General features: G+C 64.3%; 18 protein-coding genes. 8 read left to right on the top strand and 10 right to left on the bottom strand.

The window, feature by feature from the left end; all coding sequences use genetic code 11:
• Positions 1-233 precede the first annotated feature (233 nt).
• The 10 genes from AC07UR_RS28865 to AC07UR_RS28820 all read right to left on the bottom strand — a co-directional run bounded on the left by AC07UR_RS28865 (position 234) and on the right by AC07UR_RS28820 (position 8,775).
• Positions 234-386, bottom strand: coding sequence for a hypothetical protein (locus AC07UR_RS28865; RefSeq protein ID WP_291159301.1), 153 nt, complete (start codon positions 384-386; stop codon positions 234-236).
• Positions 383-739 carry an FAD-dependent oxidoreductase gene (locus AC07UR_RS28860; RefSeq protein ID WP_234902780.1) on the bottom strand — a complete coding sequence of 119 codons (357 nt, stop codon included), beginning with the start codon at positions 737-739 and terminating at the stop codon, positions 383-385. Before AC07UR_RS28860 ends, AC07UR_RS28865 begins: the two co-directional genes overlap by 4 nt.
• Before the next feature lie 63 nt (positions 740-802).
• Positions 803-2,029 carry a sensor domain-containing phosphodiesterase gene (locus tag AC07UR_RS28855; RefSeq protein ID WP_209792186.1) on the bottom strand — a complete coding sequence of 409 codons (1,227 nt, stop codon included), beginning with the start codon at positions 2,027-2,029 and terminating at the stop codon, positions 803-805.
• A 144-nt stretch (positions 2,030-2,173) separates the two neighbouring features.
• Positions 2,174-2,749: a winged helix-turn-helix domain-containing protein gene (locus AC07UR_RS28850; RefSeq protein WP_209792188.1), complete on the bottom strand. Its 576-nt coding sequence runs from the start codon at positions 2,747-2,749 to the stop codon at positions 2,174-2,176.
• Entirely contained in the window at positions 2,710-3,015 is a 306-nt protein-coding gene (locus AC07UR_RS28845) for a putative quinol monooxygenase (RefSeq protein WP_209792190.1), read from the bottom strand. The genes AC07UR_RS28850 and AC07UR_RS28845 overlap by 40 nt, the downstream gene beginning before the upstream one ends.
• A gap of 4 nt (positions 3,016-3,019) precedes the next feature.
• Positions 3,020-3,955 (bottom strand): ABC transporter permease, encoded by a 936-nt coding sequence (locus AC07UR_RS28840; RefSeq protein ID WP_077967017.1) that lies wholly within the window; start codon positions 3,953-3,955, stop codon positions 3,020-3,022.
• On the bottom strand, positions 3,948-5,522 hold the full coding sequence (locus AC07UR_RS28835; protein WP_173422309.1) for a sugar ABC transporter ATP-binding protein: 1,575 nt from the start codon (positions 5,520-5,522) through the stop codon (positions 3,948-3,950). Before AC07UR_RS28835 ends, AC07UR_RS28840 begins: the two co-directional genes overlap by 8 nt.
• Positions 5,519-6,685, bottom strand: coding sequence for a levoglucosan dehydrogenase (locus tag AC07UR_RS28830; RefSeq protein ID WP_209792198.1), 1,167 nt, complete (start codon positions 6,683-6,685; stop codon positions 5,519-5,521). Before AC07UR_RS28830 ends, AC07UR_RS28835 begins: the two co-directional genes overlap by 4 nt.
• A 110-nt stretch (positions 6,686-6,795) precedes the next feature.
• Complete coding sequence (locus AC07UR_RS28825) at positions 6,796-7,914, bottom strand: substrate-binding domain-containing protein (protein WP_412728405.1); 1,119 nt, start codon at positions 7,912-7,914, stop codon at positions 6,796-6,798.
• Between the two features lie 48 nt (positions 7,915-7,962).
• On the bottom strand, positions 7,963-8,775 hold the full coding sequence (locus AC07UR_RS28820) for a sugar phosphate isomerase/epimerase family protein (RefSeq protein WP_173422312.1): 813 nt from the start codon (positions 8,773-8,775) through the stop codon (positions 7,963-7,965).
• 182 nt (positions 8,776-8,957) lie between these two features.
• On the opposite strand from AC07UR_RS28820, the gene AC07UR_RS28815 reads away from it, so the two are divergent.
• The 8 genes from AC07UR_RS28815 to AC07UR_RS28780 all read left to right on the top strand — a co-directional run bounded on the left by AC07UR_RS28815 (position 8,958) and on the right by AC07UR_RS28780 (position 19,018).
• Entirely contained in the window at positions 8,958-10,310 is a 1,353-nt protein-coding gene (locus AC07UR_RS28815; protein ID WP_209792201.1) for an ROK family protein, read from the top strand.
• A 10-nt stretch (positions 10,311-10,320) separates the two neighbouring features.
• Positions 10,321-11,352, top strand: coding sequence for a substrate-binding domain-containing protein (locus tag AC07UR_RS28810; RefSeq protein ID WP_209792203.1), 1,032 nt, complete (start codon positions 10,321-10,323; stop codon positions 11,350-11,352).
• Positions 11,353-11,406: 54 nt separating this feature from the next.
• A complete protein-coding gene (locus AC07UR_RS28805) occupies positions 11,407-12,273 on the top strand; it encodes a helix-turn-helix transcriptional regulator (protein ID WP_173422315.1) in 867 nt (288 codons plus the stop codon).
• Positions 12,274-12,363: 90 nt separating this feature from the next.
• Positions 12,364-15,339, top strand: a complete 2,976-nt coding sequence (locus AC07UR_RS28800) for a xanthine dehydrogenase family protein molybdopterin-binding subunit (protein WP_209792205.1) — start codon at positions 12,364-12,366, stop codon at positions 15,337-15,339.
• Entirely contained in the window at positions 15,336-16,163 is an 828-nt protein-coding gene (locus AC07UR_RS28795) for an FAD binding domain-containing protein (RefSeq protein ID WP_173422317.1), read from the top strand. Before AC07UR_RS28800 ends, AC07UR_RS28795 begins: the two co-directional genes overlap by 4 nt.
• Positions 16,151-16,663 (top strand): (2Fe-2S)-binding protein, encoded by a 513-nt coding sequence (locus tag AC07UR_RS28790; protein ID WP_173422318.1) that lies wholly within the window; start codon positions 16,151-16,153, stop codon positions 16,661-16,663. Before AC07UR_RS28795 ends, AC07UR_RS28790 begins: the two co-directional genes overlap by 13 nt.
• Positions 16,656-18,173, top strand: a complete 1,518-nt coding sequence (locus tag AC07UR_RS28785; protein WP_209792208.1) for an AMP-binding protein — start codon at positions 16,656-16,658, stop codon at positions 18,171-18,173. The genes AC07UR_RS28790 and AC07UR_RS28785 overlap by 8 nt, the downstream gene beginning before the upstream one ends.
• Positions 18,174-18,211: 38 nt before the next feature.
• Positions 18,212-19,018: an enoyl-CoA hydratase/isomerase family protein gene (locus tag AC07UR_RS28780; RefSeq protein ID WP_209792210.1), complete on the top strand. Its 807-nt coding sequence runs from the start codon at positions 18,212-18,214 to the stop codon at positions 19,016-19,018.
• Positions 19,019-19,033: the final 15 nt, after the last annotated feature.

Here is a 19,033-nt window from a genome sequence, read left to right as displayed (position 1 = left end):
CATGAGCCCATCGCCTTCTGACCGCGTCGCCGATCCTGTGCAGTTCGAAGCCAGAGGAGGCCGGGCACGCAGAGGCGTTGAACCGACCAGTCTTTCGATCTCCGTGACGCCAGCATTCACCGAGAGCGGCCGCTATTCGTCGAAGACGTCGTTCACTGGCATCGCCCCATGCTCGACAATGACCTGCGCTTGGATTTCGCGTGGTTCCCGGTCAGTCAGCAAATGACGCAACACTACCTCGCGCCGCCCTCGTGCGCGCTCACCGAAACCAGTTCGTGCTCCAGCAGAACCCGCACACCATGTTCGGCGAGCGCTTTCCGGTAGGTAATGCTCAAACGATGCTCCATTTCCGGCGCGATGGAGGGATCGCCCGTAACGAACGTCACTGCCTTGCCAGCCGCCGCGATTTCCGCGGTAACCGAGGGCGCTGGGTGGCGTCCGGTCGCGATGAAGCCGGGCTTTCACGGCCAGAACGAGTGCCAAGCCGATCGGTAGCCTCCCGCAGGGCGACCCGATGCCCCCGCTCGGCCAGCACTTCCGCCGCCGCCAGACCCGCCGCCTGCGGCGAACGCTCGATCACCTGCGGCAACCGGGTCTCTCGAACTGTTGGCGGACTGTGGATGCAATGCACCGGGCGATAGAGACAGTGCGAAGCCCCGACGCAGGGACGGATCTGCTCCTCGCTGCCCGATCGCAGCTTGTTGACGATCTGCGGATCGGCCATGTTAGCCCGCGTCATACCGACCATATCCACCAACCCCGCATCGACCGCATATCGCGCCGTCTCAACATCGGCGGTCCATTAATCGGGCAAAACTCGTAAATCAGATGCGCTCGTGGGCCGGCCGAAAAGGAACCCTTGGCCATAGTTACAGCCAAGCTCTCGTAGTGCGTGGAGTTCAGCCACCGTTTCAACCCCCTCGGCGACGACCTGCTTTCCCAGTGCCTTCGCCATATCGATGATGGCCTTCACAATGGCATGATCGGCGCTCGAGCCGGTCATCGCACGTACGAAGGAACCGTCGATCTTGATCTGGTCATAGGAAAATTCCTTCAGATGCACGAGTGAAGCAAAGCCGGTACCGAAATCGTCGAAAGCCACGATAAAGCCGGCCGTACGCAGCGCCTCAAGCTGTGTGCCGATATCGCCACCCTGCTCCGACAGCATGACCCCTTCCGTGACCTCGATCTGGATATGACCAGGCGACAGTCCCGCTGAGCGGGTTGCGCCAATGATTTCATCCACAAGGCAAGGGCTGCCGGGCAACCCGATAAACTGTGACGACGAAACGTTGATCGCAATGTGGCCGAAATCGACACCGGCCGTCGCCCACGCCTTGGCTTGAGCGACGGCGCACCGCAGAACATGGCTGCCAATACGTCTGGATAATATCGGCTCGTCGAAGGCCGCGGAAAATGCCGTAGGACCGACTATCGATCCATCGGGCTTCTTTAGCCTCAGCAGAGCCTCAAAACCAATGCGCCTTCCCGTATCGAGCGCTATCTTCGGCTGGTAGTGGAGCAGAAAACAACCCTGCAGGAGCGCTTCTTCGGCAAGCGCCAGCGCCGCCTTGTCGGCATTTGCGCGACCCAGCCGGCCAGAGTCGATCCGAGATAACAAATAGCGGTCTTCGGATTGCAGGAGACGTTCCACGGCGCAACGCGCCAGCCGATCCAGCAAACCGCGCACGTCGGCGCCTAGACGTCGCGGCACCCGATCGAGAACGCAGAGCGAGCCGAGCCGAAGCCCCGGTTCGATCTCCAGCGGCACGCCGGCATAGAAACGGATCCTGTCGCTTCCGGTAACGAAAGGGTTTTCGGCAAAGCGGAAATCGCGAGCGGCATCCGGCACCACGAAAGGCCTCGACGACCGGATCGTGTGGTCGCAGAAGGCGTCCGCTCTGTAGCACCCATCCCCTTCCATGCCCCGCTTTGACTTGAACCATTGGCGTTCGCCATCCAGCAAAGTGATGGAACCGATCGGTGTATTGGCCGCGAGGCAGGCGGCATCGACCAGTGCATCGAGCACCGGATCCGGGCCGGACGAAACAACGGACAGTTCTCTTAGACGTTTGAGGCGAGCCGCTTCGTCCGGCAGTGGGCCTTCGGGTCCGAACGATTCCACGGAAAGCACATGACGGTCATCACACTCAGGCATATGGCTCTTCTACTCTCACCGTTGTTGGATTTCGCTCAGGCGATAGCCCACGCCGCGGATCGTCTTGATGACCTCACCGCTCGCGGCATCGAGTTCCGCAAGCTTGCCGCGCAGCCTTTTGATGTAACGCAGCCTTTTGATGTAGACGTCGATCGTCTTGTCGCGCAGGTCGTGTTCACGAAAGAGCGCCTGGCGTGCAATGCACGACTTTGAGCAGTCTTCTCCCACACTGTTGAAAAGGACCTGCAGTATCCTTCCTTCGAGTGCGGTCAGCGGCTGACTGACGCCGTCGAAATCCATCGACAGGCGTCCGATGTCGCAATGCCGCAAAGCCCTGCGGCCGATCCTCGCCCCATGCAGGCGATGGTCGCGGGCGCGCAGTACCGTTTCCGGCCACTTGCAAAACCCTATACCCGACGACAGCTTGCGGAGGGCTATCGACGCATCGCAAGACAATCGATGAGCGCCTGTGTCGGAGATTAGTCGAATGGGGACCGACCAAGCCGTTTCGCCGGCAGCGCTGATAGCCGTCCTCGTCAGGCGCAGTCCGATCACCCGTTGCCCGTGGGCTCCGCCGGCCGCAGCCGCCATATGTCGATCGGTTTTGCCAGCAAGCGGTCGATCTGGCTCAGCAGCGGCTTCAGGTGCTGCATTTCCATGTGCGCGTCGAGATCCGCCTGGCTCTTCCAATTCTCGTAGAACACGAAGACGTGGGGATCCATGGCATCGACGTGAAGGTTGTAGTCTATGCAGCCATTTTCAGCCCGGGTAGGCCCGACCTGATCGACGAGAAGGCGGAAAAGCTCTTCTCGCGTTTCCGGTCGGGCTGTCAGCGTTGCAATGAGCGAAACGATCATGGCATCAGCTCCGCTTCTGGCTGAGCGCGACGGCAAGAATGATGATGCCGCCGCGGGCGATCAGTTGCTGGCTGAATTCGAGCCCCATCAGAATGAGACCGTTGTTGATGAGGCCGATCATCAGGGCGCCGACGATGGTGCCGATCACCGTTCCCTTGCCGCCGAAGAGGCTCGTGCCACCGAGCACCGCAGCCGCGATGACCGAGAGTTCGTCGCCCTCGCCAAGCTGGAAGCGGCCGGATTGTAGACGCCCCGCATAGAGCATGCCGGCGAGCGCTGCCGCGAGCGACGAGATGACCAGCACCTTGAACTTGATTGCCTTCGTGTCGATGCCGGAATAGTGCGCCGCCGTCTCGCCGCCGCCGGTCGCCAGGACCCGCCGGCCGAAGCCCGAGCGCCGCAGCGCGATATGGCCGATGCCGCCGAGCACCGCCATCCAGAAGAGCAACACCGGCACCGGCCCGAGATTGCCACCGCCGAAGAGCCAGGAATAGCCGGGCGACAGGATCGGTACCGCCGCCGTCGCGGATATCCACATGGCGACGCCCTTGGCGATACCCATCATGGCAAGCGTGGTGAGGAATGAGGGAATGCCAATGCGGGTGGTCAGCCATCCGTTGAACATGCCGACCGCAAGACCCGTGGCGATGCCGGCCCCGACGCCGACGATCGGCCCGCCTGCGGCGATTGCCATGGCCACGGTGACGGTCGAAAGGCCCGCGACCGCGCCGACCGAAAGGTCGATCTCACCGGCCGACAGAACGAAGGTCATGGCGATCGCCATGACGGCGATCATCGCCGTCTGCCGCACGATGTTGAGCAGGTTGTTGGGATTGAGAAACCCCTTGTCGGCCAAAGTCACCGCGAAGACGAGGAAGACTGCGACGAAGCCGATATAGATGATGTTCTGGCGCCAGTTGGCGAAGAAGGCGTTAGCCATTGGATACCTCTTGAACCGCAAGGGCTTTCTGGATTTCGATTTGCAGCCGCTGTTCGGCCGCCTGGAGACGGTGGGCAAGGTCATCGGCGGGCACAGACGGGTCTTCCAGCGCCTCGCGCGCCAGATCCTGGTGCACGCGTCCCTCGGACATGACGAGAATGCGATCGCAGGCGGTCAAAAGCTCGGAGAGTTCGGATGAGATCATGATGATGCCCTTGCCGGCGGCGGCAAGCTCGCGAACCAGACGGATGATCTCGGACTTCGAACCGATATCGATGCCTGCCGTCGGCTCGTCGAGGATGAGGATGTCCGGATTGGTGGCGAGCCACTTACCTATAACCACCTTCTGCTGGTTGCCGCCCGAAAGCGTCGAGACGGCGTGGTCGCGGCTCGCCGTTTTCACGCGCAGGCGCTCGATTTGCGCGTCGGTCAGGTCGTTTGCCGCCTTCGCATCAACGAGGCCGCCCGTGGAAAGCCGATCGATGACAGCGAGTATCATGTTGGAGGCAACCGAATGGGCGGGGATTATGCCCTGCGTGGCACGCGCTTCCGGCACCAGCGCGACACCCGCGGCAATCGCGTCGCCCGGCTTACGGATCGCGACGGCGCGGCCCTTGATGTATATCTCGCCCTTGACCGCCGGGTCGATGCCGGCGATCACCCGCGCAAGCGACGAACGGCCCGAGCCGAGCAGTCCCGCGAGCCCCAGGATTTCGCCGCGATGCAGCGTCAGGGAAATGTTCTCCGGCTTGTGAAGGCCGCTGACATTCGCGAGTTCCAGCAGCACTTCGCCCTTGACGGCCTCGCCGCGCTCGACGTCCGACAGCCCTTTCGAGCGCCGGCCGACGATATGCTCGATCATCGTGTCGATTGGCAATTCACTCAGCGGCGCAGTGATGACGTGGCGACCGTCGCGCAGGATCGTCGCGCGGTCGGCGATGCGGGCGATCTCGTCCATGCGGTGGCTGACATATATGATCGCCACCCCCTTCGCCTTCAGCTTGCGCAGGAAGATGAAGAGCCGCTCGACATCGGAAACGGCAAGCGCCGTCGATGGTTCGTCCAAAACCAGCACCTTGGCATCCTGCGAGATCGCCTTGGCGATCTCAGTCAACTGTTTCTGGCCGGCGCCGAGATCGCCGACCACGGCCTTCGGATCGACGAAGACGTCGAGCAGCGCGAAAATGTCCGCCGCGCGCCGCTCGGCTTCCCGGTCGTCGATAAACCCCGTGCCGTCGCGCCATTCGCGTGTCAGGAAGATGTTCTGCGCGACCGTCAACGTCGGGACCAGGCTCATTTCCTGGTAGTTCATCGCGATGCCGGCCGCGCGCGACGCCTCCGGCGTATGCGTCGTCAGGGGCAAGCCGCCGACCTCGATTGCGCCCTGGTCGGGGCGATGCACCCCGTTCAGCACCTTGAGGATCGTCGACTTGCCGGCGCCATTGCCGCCAAGCAACGCATGGACCTCACCGGGCAGGACCTCCAAGGATACGCCGTCGAGCGCGCGTACCCCCCCGAAAGCCTTGGAAATGCCGGTCATGCGGACGGCAGTGGCGCTAACAGTCATCCCACCTTCTCCCATTGGCCCGTCTCACCGGAGCGGATAAGGGCGTCGGCGACGAGTTCGGTCAAAAAACCATCTTCGAAGTTAGGGCTCGGCTGCCGGTTCTTCGCGATGGCCGAGAAGAAATCGTAGCACTCGACGATCTTCGTCTCCGAATAACCGATGCCGAGACCGGGGATCGGCCAGAGGCCATCGCCATAGGGGTGCGCCGGGCCGGTATAGACAGTGCGGAAGCCGCGCGCATCTGCCGGATCGTCGGCAAACATCACCTGCAGCTCGTCGCGGCGCTCGTAGTTGAAGTGGATCGAGCCCTTGGTGCCGTGGATTTCCAGTGTGATGAAGTTGTTGCGGCCATAGGCGTTGCGGGTCGCTTCCAGGCTTCCGATCGCACCGCCCTCGAATTTCAGCATCGAGACGACCTCGTCGTCGACATCCACCTCACCGCGTTCGGCATCCTTCGCTTTCTCCGCGGCGCCAAGCTTGTCGACGCCTCCTTGCTGGAGGGGCCGCGTCTTGTTGTAGGTCGTGGTTAGGGCATTTACCTCGGCGATCGGGCCGACGAGATAGTGCGCAAGATCAACCACATGCGTGGCGATGTCGCCGACCGAACCGGACCCGGCGATCTTCTTCTGGAAGCGCCAGGAGAGTGGTGAATCCGGGTCTGCCGACCAGTCCTGCAGATAGGTGCCGCGGAAATTCAGGATCCGGCCGATGCGGCCTTCTTCAATATATTTCCTGGCGAGCGCCACGGCCGGCGTGCGGCGATAGTTGAAGGCGACCATGTGGATGACGCCCGCGGCCTTCACCGCGTCGAGCATCGCCCTAGCTTCCTCGACGGTGCGGGCGAGCGGCTTCTCGCAGATGATGTGCTTTCCGGCCTTCGCCGCCTCGATGGCAATTTCGGCATGCACGTTGTTCGGCGTGCAGATATCGACGACATCGATATCCGGTCGATTAACGACGGCCCGCCAGTCCGAGGACGCCTCCTCGAAGCCGTAGCGCCGGCGCGCTTCCTCCGCCATACCGTCTGTCACGTCGACGACGACCTTACGGTGGGGAATGGCCGGTGCGGGCCAGAAGAACATCGGCATGGAGGCATAGGCCATGGCATGCGCCTTGCCCATGAAGCCGCCGCCGATCATGGCGACGTTCATCACTTTGGTCATCAGTTTTCTCCTGAAAGAGGTCGGCTGCAGCGAGCCGCGTTCCATCTGCCGGCCGGAGCCGGATCATGTCATTCGGCACGGGGCACGGTGGTCGCCCCGTGCCTGGTCGGTCACTGTCCGAGGCTTGACTTGATGTTGTCCGTGGCCTCGGTGGAATAAACCGCCTTCCAGCCGTCGAGCAGCGTCTCCCGCGTCACCGGTAGAGCCGGCAGCGCGACGAATGCGGGCGCTTGTTTACCGAGCAGCGCATAACCGGCAAGCTTGGCTTCGACCACACCGGCGTCGTAGGGCCGCTGCGCGCCGAGCCCCTTGACGAAACCGCCCTGGGCCATCGAGATCGCTACGTTCTCGCCGAGGTCGATCGTGGTGATGGCGAGATCGTCGCGGCCGGCAACTCGCGCTGCGGAGATCACGCCTTCGGCCGGAACATCCCAGACCGCCCAGATGCCCTTGATGTTCGGGTTGGAGGTGAGGATCGCGGACGCCGCCTTTTCCGCGTCACCCGAGAAGTCCGGTCCGCCGATGCCCTGCTCGGCCACGATCTTGATATTGGGGTAGTCGGACGCGATCGTTGCCTTGAAGCCATCGTAGCGCTGCTTGGTCACGAAGAAGTCGGCAGCATGGAAGACCAGTCCGATATCGCCCTCCGCGTTCAGCGCCTTCGCCATAAGATGTGCCGCAGCGACGCCATTGCCGTAGTTGTCTGCCGACACGACTGACACGTAGTCCTTGCCGGAAACAAAACCGGTCGGCACGTTATCCATGAAAACGAGCTTGGTGCCAGCCTCCGCCGCCGCCCTGTAGGCCCCGGCGGTCGCTGTCGGGTCGGTCGGGATCGAAACGATTATGCTCGGCTTCTGCGCCATGATCGTCTCGATGTCGGAGACCTGCTTTTCCGGCTTGAATCCGGCGTCGGTCACAGCAAGGACCTTGATGCCCATGGCGGCGAACTGTGTTTGCAGGCCGTTGATCTGGGCGCGCGACCAGTCGTTGCCGCCGTAATGCATGACGATCGCCGCCGTCGCGTTCATCGCCTTGATCTTCGCCAGCTCCTCATCGGTCAGCGTCACATCGGCGGCCGGCGACGGATCCTCGCCTGAAGGTCCCTTGGAAAGAACCGTCTTCTGAAGCTCCGCCAGCGCGGTGTCCGGATCGGCCGAGGCCGGTGCGGCATAACCAAGAGCGAGCGCCAAAACGGCGGCGGTGCCCAACAGAGTTCGTCTTTTCATCATCACTTTCTCCTCCCGAAAGTGGGGCTCCCGCCCCGGTCGCGGCCGTCAGGCCGATTTAAGATAGGCCATGCTCGCCTTTGCTCCCTCAAGCGGATCAGGCCAGGAATCGAGTTCAGTACAGACCCAGCCGGCAAAGCCGGTCTCCCGAAGGGCCGCGATGATCCCGTCCGTTGGCACGTCGCCACGGTCGATCGGCGTGAAGGCGAAGGGCTCTTTCTGGAAGCCCTTCAGATGCACATAGGAGATGCGCGCCGCATGCTCGCGGACAAGCGCCGCCGGATCGCCGCCGGCAGCCGCGAGATGGGCCGTGTCCGGGCAGAAATCGATACCGGTGAGTGCAAAAATCTTGCGCACTTCCGCCGGTCCCTCGACAATCGTCGAAAGATGCGGGTGGTAGTGGGCGGTAAGGCCTCGCGCTTCGGCGATCTCCTTCACCCGGTCAAGCGCTGCGGCGAGCTTGTGATAATCCGCCTCGCGGATGCCATCGAAGCGCTTCGCACCGCCACCGACGACGAGATGCGGCGCGCCGAGTTGGGCGGCGCGATCGGCAGCACGAACGACCCGGGCAAGCTCCTCCGGCAGGATATCGTCGAAGATGAAATTGCCGCCGGCATAGGTCGCAACGAGCGCAAGACCGTTGTCGGCGAGCAGGGAACGCATGTCCTCGATGCTGAAATCGAGAAGGTTGCCGTCGAAAAGCTCGACCCCCTCGTAGCCCGCCGCCGCAATGTCGGCAAAGGCACGGCGCATGTCGCCAAACGTCCGATAGGCGAGATTGGTGATCGACGTGACGCCGACCGCATCCCCGCCAAGGCTGCCCCAGCAATTCGCATGATAAGCGAGCTTGAAATTCGACATCAGCGCCTCCTCCCAGTGACCGTCGTTGCAGACAGTCTTACGTCGAGAAAAAATCGATGTCAAATATTTACAAGCATATCAGCTATAACTTTTGCTGATTTAATACAAAAGTATGAGGTTGCCAGTCGAAACGAGCGGCTTTATCAAAGCAAGGAAGGCGAAGCTGCCAGGAAGGAAGAACCATGCCGACGACGGCGAGCGTACAAACTGATGGGCATCCGCGGCGCAAAGGCCGTCCGCGCGTTTCAGAAACCGCTGCACCCAGCCTCGTCGACATCCTCAACCTTGTCCGCACTGAACAGGCCACCACCCGCCAGGAAATCGAGCGGTACAGCGAGCTTGGGCGCGCCGTCGTCGCGGATCGGCTCGGAACGCTCTGCGAACTCGGCCTCGTCGATGAAAGCGAGCTCGGCACCGCCACCGGTGGCCGAGCGCCGCGCCTTGTGCGGTTTTCGGCGGATCGCGGACGCATTCTCGTCGCCACGCTCGATCAGACCGCACTCGGCGTCGGCATTGCCGATCTTGCCGGCTCGCTGCTCATGGAACATCACGAGGCGACCGAACTCACCCAGCCGGTCTCCGCCCTAGCCGAACGGCTGGTGACGCTCTTCCGCTGGATTCTCGAGCGGCAGTCAAATCCTCAGCTTTACGGCATTTCCATCTCCGTTCCCGGCGCCGTGTCCGACGGTGGCGAGGCGCTCTTCCAGCGTGCCACGCCGGGTGTCCTCCCGGGTTGGGAGAGCTTTCCGCTGGTCGAGACACTGGTGGCCGCCTTCAATGCTCCAGTCTGGCTCCGCTCCAGCGTCGAAACGATGACGATGGGCGAACTCCACGCCGGCGCCGGACGCAATCAACGCACGATGCTGCTGGTCAAGGTCGGCAAACGCATCGGCGCCGGGCTGGCAAGCGACGGGACGCTGTTTCGCGGCGCGCAGGGTACCGTCGGCCTCATCGGTTCCGTACCGGTGACGATTGGCGACAGGACCGGCACGCTCGAAGCGATGGCGGGATCGGACCACATCGCCCAGGACGGCAGGCTTGCGGCGCAGAACGGAGCGAGCCCGGTCCTCGCCGAGCTTGTGCGGCGCGGCGGCGACATCACGGCGCTGGAAGTCGCGCAGGCCGCCCAGATGGGCGATGCAGCGGCAATCGAGATTCTTTCGCAGAGTGGCCGGCTGATCGGCCAGGTGGTCGCGACGCTCGCCAACATGCTGAACCCGGCGCTCATCGTCCTGTGCGGCTCGATCGCCCAAACCAATGACATTCTTCTCGCCTCCGCGCGGGAGGCAATTTACGGCGCCTGCCATCCGCTCGTCAGCCGCGATCTGCAGATCATCCGCTCCCAGATGGGCAGTTCGTCGGGGCTTGTCGGGGCCGCCATCGTCGCGACCGAAGGTCTGTTCGCAGCACCCATGCTGCGAGACTGGATCATGTCGGGCCAACCCCAGGCGCATCCTCTTTTCCAGCAGATGCAAAACGAGATCGCCCAGCGGAAAGTCATCGAGGGAGACATTGTCCGGCCACCGGACATGTGAGGAGGATTGAATGGCGATTACTGGTCTTGGCCCTCACGGCGAGCGCGCGTCGGCTCCCGAACGGGTTCTGCTGCTGCCCGAGGACATGGAGCGGGCGCGGGCAAGCGGCTTCCGCGTCGCGATCGTGCTGCACACGCTTGAGAGCGACTGGGCCAAGCAGCAGCTTTCGGGCATCGTCGGCACGCTCGGCAATTGCGGGGTCGCGGTCATCGATGTGGTCGATTGCGCCTTCAACCCGGAGGCGCAGATCGAAGCACTGGAGCGCCTGACTCTCGAGGCGCCGGATGCGATCATATCGCTGCCCGTCGCCAACTCGAAAGTCGCGGCACCGCATGCGCGCGTTTCAGCGGCCGGCATCAAGCTCGTCCTGCTCGACAACGTGCCGACCGGCCTGCTTCCGGGCAAGGACTATATCTCGCTTGTCTCGGCGGACAATTTCGGGCTCGGAAAGATCGCGGCCGAAGGATTGTCGCCGCATCTGCGCGAGGGTGCCGAGGTCGGCGTGCTCGGCTATGACGCCGATTTCTTCGCGACCAATGAACGCGAGATCGCGTTCGTGAAATGGATGCAGGTCAACCGCCCGGACGTTTCGCTCCGCGTACAGCGTTTTCCGGCGCTGTCGGCGGTCGCAGCAACCACGCGGACGCTTGCCGAAGCCCATCCCGAACTTGCCGGCCTCTTTGTCGTCTGGGACACGCCGGCAATGACTGCCGCCCGGGTTCTCGAAACAATGGGACGCAAGATTCCGATGACGACGGTGGATCTTGGCCAGGAGGCCGCAATCGGCCTTGCGGCCAACGAACCGCTTATGGCCATTGCGGCCCAACAGCCGTTCCGCCAGGGCGAAACCGCAGCTTCCATCACCGTCACCGCCCTGCTCGGTCGCCTCGCCCCGGCCTGGGTCGCCCTTCCAGGCCTTGCCGTGACGGCACGCAATGTCGTGGAGTGCTTTCAAACCGTGTGGCGCATGCCTGCGCCACATGAAGTTCTGCGCAAGCTCAGCCTCGTCGGCCTGAAGAGATCGGACCGGCATCTGCCCTGAGGGCTTAAACACTGCCGGGCTTGCGGTTTCTACGAAATGGACAATATTTAAGCGATGTCGAATGCTCTGCGCATCGCACGTGGCCGCTTTGGGAGGGTGGCGCTGCTGGATATGGATCGGCCCCTGGTGCGGCACGCGCACCCGCATTGCCATGTCCTGCTGAAGGTCGAGGGGGCCGATACGCAGTTTTCGGTGCGCGATCGGCTCGTGCCCCTCACCGACGAAAGCGCCGTTCTCATCAACACGTGGGAACCGCATGCCTATGCGCACGACCAGACGCGTCCGAAGACGGTGATCCTCGCGCTCTATATCGAACCGCAATGGCTCGGTCATTTCCGGCCGAACTGGGCGACGAGCCACGCGCCCGACTTCTTCGCCTGCAATGTGGGCTCGATCACCCCCGACATCCGTTCGCGCACGCGCACGCTTGCGGAGGCCATGGTGCAGGAGCCGAACAGCACCGAAGTCCACGAGGTGCTTCTCGGCGAACTGATGATTGCCGTCATCGAGCGTTTCGCCGACTGGCGCGCGGTGCCGAATTCGATTCGCGACCTCACATCGCGCCCCATGCTCGACTTCCGCATCCGCAAGGCCGTCGAGCGCATGAAGGCGGCACCGGGCGAGATCTCCGACCTCGACCGGCTGGCGATCGATGTCGGCCTCTCAAGGGCACATTTCTTCCGGCTATTCGAAACCTCGATGGGGGTGACGCCGCGCGTCTTCCTCAACGTGCAGCGGCTCGAACGGGCGGTTGCGGCCGTCGCCGACGGGACGGAGAGCTTCGCCGCGATCGGCGACCAACTCGGCTTTTCCGTGCCGGCGCATTTTTCACGCTTCTTCCACGATCATGCCGGGTCGTCGCCGAGTATCTTTCGCAGCGTCACTCGGCTCTCGGATCAAGATTTTGAGACTCCTCGGTAAGGTCTGATACGCATCGGTATCGCCCGATCGCGACCCCTTCTCCACTCTTGGTTCCACGGCACCCTTCACCAACGGGTGCGGGAGGAGCGAATGACGAGATTGGAAACGACGGGAGGCCTGATCGGCCGGACCGTCGAACGTGTCGAGGATGCCGGACTTTTGACCGGCCGCGGCCGCTACATCGACGACCTGCCCGTCCGGCGCGACACCGCGCATCTGGCGATCCTGCGCTCGCCGCATGGCCATGCCGAGATCAGGGCGATCGATACGAATGCCGCCCGCGCGCTGCCCGGCGTCTTTGCCGTCATGACCGGCGCGGACGTGGCGAGGCTCACCCGCAGCATGACGGTGGGAGTAAAGGCCAATGTCGAATGCTGGCCGATTGCCCGCGATCGGGTGCGCTATGTCGGGGAGCCCGTTGCCCTTGTCGTCGCCGAAAACCGCTATGTCGCCGAAGACGCGCTCGACCTGATCGAGGTCGAATACGAGACGCTGGCCGCCGTCGTCGATCCCGAGAAGGCGGTAGCGGCGGACGCACCAGTGCTGCATCCGTCGCTCGGCACCAACCTTATCAACGAGCGCGCCTTTCGCTATGGCGACCCGGAAGCAGCGTTCGCGGCGGCCGCCCACCGCGTTTCCATCCGCATCGCCTATCCGCGCAATTCCTGCACGCCGATCGAAACCTACGGCGTCATCGCGGAATACGATCCAGGCGAGGACGCCTATGACGTCACGGCAAATTTTCAGGGTCCGTTCTCGATCCATGCGGTGATTTCCCGCGCCCTGAACGTGCCTGGCAACCGTATGCGGCTGCGCACGCCGCCTGATTCCGGCGGCTCCTTCGGCATCAAGCAGGGCGTGTTTCCCTATGTCATTCTCGCGGCCGTCGCCGCCCGCGTCTCCGCACGGCCGGTAAAATGGATTGAAGACCGGCTCGAACACCTGACGGCATCCGTCTCGGCGACCAACCGCGTCTCGACGATCGAGGCGGCCGTTGCCGCCGACGGCCGCATCACCGCGCTTTGCTGGGATCAACTGGAAGACTGCGGCGCCCATCTGCGCGCACCGGAGCCGGCAACGCTCTACCGCATGCACGGCAACATGACCGGCGCCTATGCGATCGAAAACGTCGCCATTCGAAACCGCGTCGTGCTCACCAACAAGACGCCGACCGGGCTGAACCGTGGCTTCGGCGGACCGCAGATCTATTTCGCGCTTGAACGGCTGGTGCACAAGATCGCCGACGACCTCGGCCTTGACCCGCTCGACGTCATTCGCCGCAACCTCGTACCGGCTGATGCCTTTCCTTACCGCACGGCGACCGGCGGGCTGCTCGATTCCGGCGACTACAGGACTGCTCTTGATCGCGCCGCAACGGAAGGCGGCCTTAAGGCGCTACTGCGGCAACGGGACGCAGCCCGCGCCGAAGGGCGGCTCTACGGCATCGGGTATGCGGCGGTGGTCGAGCCGAGCGTCTCCAACATGGGTTACATCACGACCGTGCTGACGCCGGAGGAGCGGGCAAAGGCGGGACCGAAGAACGGCGCCCAGGCCGTCGCGACGGTGGCCATCGATCCGCTCGGTTCCGTCACCGTCAAGGTGGCCTCCGTGCCACAGGGCCAGGGTCACCGCACCGTCCTGGCACAGGTGGTTGCCGAGCGGCTCGGGCTTGCCATGGAGACGGTGCGCGTCAACACGGAACTCGACACGGCGCGCGACGCCTGGTCGATCGCGTCCGGCAATTATGCAAGCCGCTTCGCTCCCGCCGTCGCGGGCGCTGCAGCACTTGCGGCCGACCGCATCCGGGCCCGACTTGCAACGATCGCCGCTCGCCAGCTCAACATCACGCCTGACCGCGTGGACTTCAGGGCCGGCAAGCTCCTCGATCGCGACAATCCGGACAATGCCGTCTCCTTCGGGCGCGTCGCGGCGGCAAGCCACTGGGCACCAGGCACCCTGCCGGAGGGTACAGGCCAGACGATCCGCGAGACGGTCTTCTGGACGCCGGACGAGCTGCAGGCGCCGACAGCGGCGGACGGCATCAACTCGTCACTCTGTCACGGCTTCATCTTTGACTTCTGCGGCGTGGAAATTGACCGGAAGACCGGCCAGGTGCGTATCGACCGCTACGTGACGATGCACGACTGCGGCAGCATCCTGCATCCCGGCATGGTCGATGGCCAGGTGCGCGGCGGCTTCGCCCAGGCAGTCGGCGCTGCGCTTTACGAGGAGTACGCCTATGGCGGCGACGGTAGCTTCCTGACTGGAACGCTCGCCGACTACCTGATCCCGACCGTCATGGAGACACCGGAGCCGCTGATCCTCCATCACGAGACGCCGTCGCCTTTCACACCGCTCGGCGCCAAGGGCGTCGGCGAGGGCAATTGCATGTCGACGCCCGTCTGTATCGCCAACGCCGTCGCCGATGCGCTCGGCGTCGAGGACATCCGGCTGCCACTGTCGCCAAGCCGGGTCAGCGAATGGCTCTATGGCGAGGAGCGACCTCCGTCGAAGCCGCGAGATCCGACCCCGGTCGCCACCGGGGCCTCGGGTGAGCGGATGCTGACCGGTTCAGGCTCGGCTGAGGTCACCGCCACCCGCGCTTCGGTGTGGGCGATGCTGCTCGACCCGAACACGCTGAAGGCGATCATCCCCGGTGCGCACGAGGTCCGGAAGGTCTCCGACACGCATTTCCGCGCCGAGGTCACACTCGGCATCGGGCCGGTCAAGGGCCGCTACCGCGCCGACATCCGTCTGTCCGACATGGTCGAGCCGGAAGCCGTTACGCTCTCCGGCGGCACGGAAGGCGCACTCGGCTCCGGCCGCGGCACGGGCCGCGTCACGCTGACCGAAACCGCCACCGGCACCCGCATCGACTATCGCTACGAGGCGGCGATCGGCGGCAAGGTCGCCTCGGTCGGCGGACGCCTACTCGACGGCGCGGCGCGCGTGGTGATCGGCCAGTTCTTCCAGGCGCTCGCCCGTCATGCCGGCGGCGGCGCGCCTCCCAGCGCCGCCGCCGGCTTCATCCAGCGGCTTTTCAAACTCTTCGGGGGGCGCCGATGAAACCCGCATCCTTCGATTTCCTCTGTCCGGAAACGATCGAGGAAGCGCTGGCCGCGCTCGCCGAGGGCGGCGGCGAAGCGCGCGTGATCGCCGGCGGACAGTCGCTGGTACCGATGCTGAACATGCGGCTCGCCCGCCCTGCCCTGCTCGTCGACATCATGCGGCTTGAAGCGCTGCGCCGGATCGAGACATCCGGCGACGAAATCGTCGTCGGGGCGGGCGTGCGGCAGGCGGAATTGGAAGCTTGGCCCAGCCTTTTGCGCGACCTGCCGCTTCTGGCCGCCGCCTTCCCGTGGCTCGGGCATGTGCAGACGCGGGCTCGCGGCACAGTCTGCGGCTCGATCGCCCATGCTGACCCGAGCGCGGAGCTGCCGCTGTCCCTGGTGACGCTCGGCGGCGCGGTCAGCCTGCGCAGCCGCAAGCAGAAGCGTGTGGTCAAGGCGGACGACTTCTTCATCGGCATGATGGCCACCGACCTCGCCGAGGGCGAGATGATCGAAGCCGTGCATTTCCCGAAGGCACGGCACGGCAGCGGTTATGCCTTTCGAGAGGTCGGCCGCCGGCATGGCGATTTCGCCATCGTCGCCTGCGCCGCCGTCGCCGATGACAGGGGCTTGCGCCTTGGCATTGCCGGCGTCGACGACCGGCCCCGCGTCTTCCCGCTGCCGGCGCTCGACGACGACCAGTTCGACGATGCCATCAACGACATCGCCTGGTCGCTGAACGCCCGCGACGACATTCACGCAAGCGCGCGCTACCGGCGCGAACTGGTCCGCAGCCTTGGCCGCGAGACCCTGAAGGAGGCAAGCCGATGCCGCGCATGAATGCTGCCCGGAAGCACCCGGTCGACTTCACCCTCAATGGCCGAACGGTCCGCGCAGAGGCCGAAAATCGCATGCTGCTCTCGGACCTGCTTCGCCACGAGATCGGACTGACCGGGACCCATGTCGGCTGCGAGCACGGCGTCTGCGGGGCCTGTACCGTGCAGATCGACGGAAAGCCGGCCCGCGCCTGCCTGACACTCGCCCAGCAGGTGCGCGGCAGCGATGTGAGGACCGTGGAAGCGCTTTCGCCCGACCCGGCCGAGCTCTCCCCGCTTCAGGCGGCCTTTCGCCGCCACCACGGCCTGCAATGCGGCTTCTGCACGCCCGGCATCCTGATGTCGCTCGACGTCCTTTTGCGTGAGCGTCCCGACGCGGGCCGGGAAGAGATTCGCGAGCACCTCTCCGGCCATCTCTGCCGGTGCACGGGCTACGCGACCATCGTCGAGGCGGCGCTCGCCGCCGCTGAGGAACAACGGAAGGAGGAGAAACCGAATGTTTGATCTTGGAACGAGTTTCCTCGCAAGCGTCGAGCGCGACCCGGACCGGCTCGCGATCGTCGACGGGGAGGTGCGATTGAGCTATCGCGACTGGTACGGCAAGGTTTCGGCGCTTGCCGCAGCTCTCGACGAGACCGGCCTGAAGCGGGGCGACCATGTGCTCACCGCCATGCAGAACCGCTGGGAGAACGCGTCGCTGCATTGGGCCTGCCAATTCCTCGGCCTGATCGTCACGCCGCTCAACTGGCGGGCCAAGACCGACGAAATCGACTTCGGCATCGCGGATGCCGGCGCAAGGGCCGTGTTCTACGAGGTCGCAACGGAAGAGGCCGTGCGCCTGTCGCGCCTCGCGCGCGACCTGCCGCAATTCTCCGCCGATGCGCTCGCCGGCATAATGGATAGCAGCGCCCGCGATGCGGTGCCCCTGGCGGACGCTGCGGACTGGTCGCTTATGCTCTATACATCTGGCACGACGTCGAAGCCGAAGGGCGTGCCTCGACGGCATCGGGCCGAGCGCGCCGGCGCCCTGGCCCACGTCGCGCAGAACCTCTACCGGCATGGCGAGCGCACACTTGGCGTCATGCCTCTGTATCACACGATGGGCGTGCGTTCGCTGATCGCTTCCGCGCTGATCGGCGGGACCTTCGTCTGCCTGCCGCGCTTCGAAGTGGCAAAGGCGCTCGATCTCATCGAGCGCGAGAAGATCACCAACCTCTATCTGGTGCCGACGCTCTACCACGATCTCGTGCATCACGAGGCCTTTTCGCCCGAGCGCGTCGCTTCCGTCCGCAAGCTCGGTTATGCCGGCGCTTCGATGACCGACGGGCTGCTGAAAAGACTTGATCAGACTTTCGAGCCCGAACTCTTCGTCAATCATTACGGCTCGTCGGAAATCTACACCTTCACGATCGAGCAGAAGGCGGCGGGCAAGCCCGGCTCCGCCGGCCGCGCCGGCATCAACCAGATGATCCGTGTCGTCAAACTGGGCGGCCGCAACCCGGACGAGGGAGCGGCCGTCGGCGAGGAAGGCGAGATCATCGCGCTGATGAAGAGCGACGAGGCCTTCGAGGGCTACTGGAACCGGCCCGACGCGGATGCCAAGGCGCTGCACCGCGGCTGGTACTTCACCGGCGACACCGGCTTCGTCGACCAGGACGGCGATCTCTTCGTCACCGGGCGGGCCGACGACATGATCATCACCGGCGGCGAGAATGTTTCGCCGGTCGAGGTGGAAAGCTGTCTTTCGCTGCATGAGGGCGTCGCCGAAGTCGCCGTCGTCGGCCTGCCCGACGAGCGTTGGGGCAAGATCGTCGTCGCCTTCGTCAAGCGGCGCGGCACTGTTACGGCTGAGGACCTCGACCACCATTGCCGCGCTTCCGGCCTTGCCAATTTCCGCCGGCCGCGCCGCTTCGTCTTCGTTGAGGCTATCCCGAAATCCCCTGTCGGCAAGCTGCTGCGCCGCCTTCTGGTGGCCGGCGAGTACACCGAAGAACGCATTCCCGAACATCAGTGAGCGGCCAGAGCGCCGCCAGACCAACGAAAGGAAAATCCATGACCGAACAAGCCGCATTCCAGGACCCGCGCCTCGCCGAACTCGACGGATTCACCGTCACGATGGATGTGGCCCACCAGCGCGCCGACATTACGCTCGACCGTCCGCCCTACAACGTCGTCTCCATGCTGGCGCGCGACCAGTTGCGCCTCGTCTTCGAGGCCCTCGACGAGGACAATCGCGTACGCATCATCGTCGTTGCCGGCAAGGGCGAGCACTTCTCGTCCGGCGGCAATATCAAGGGCTTCCTCGAGGCAAGCCCGGAGCACGTCTCGCACCTAGCCTGGAACATTGCGGCACCTGCCCGTTGCTCCAAGCCGGTGATCGCGGCCAACCGCGGTTATTGCTTCGGCGTCGGCTTCGAACTGTCGCTCGCCTGCGACTTCCGCATCGCGACGGATACCACGCGCTACGCACTGCCCGAGCAGAAGCTCGGCCAGATCCCCGGCTCCGGCGGCTCGGCCCGCCTGCAGAAGATGGTGGGCGTCACCCGCACCAAGAACATCGTGATGCGTTCAAAGCGGATCACCGGCCAGGAGGCCTACGACTGGGGCATCGCCTCGGAAATCGTTGCGGATGCCGATCTTGAAAAGGCCGTCGATGCGCTCGTCGAGGAACTGATCGGCTTTTCGCCGCTTGCCCAGCGCACGGCGAAGAAGCTCCTGAACGACACCGACGACGCGCTGCTGTCGACGGCCATCGAACTCGAGGGCCATTGCTACAGCCGGCTTCGCACATCGGAGGATTTCCGCGAAGGTGTGCTCGCCTTCCACGAAAAGCGCGCGCCGGCCTTCGTCGGCCGCTGAACCATCGGCCGGGCG

It is taken from the genome of Ensifer sp. GW821-FHT05G01 (genome assembly GCF_059419585.1).
The sequence above is the reverse complement of the archived record's forward strand: the minus strand, read 5'-3'. Positions and strand labels throughout refer to the sequence as shown.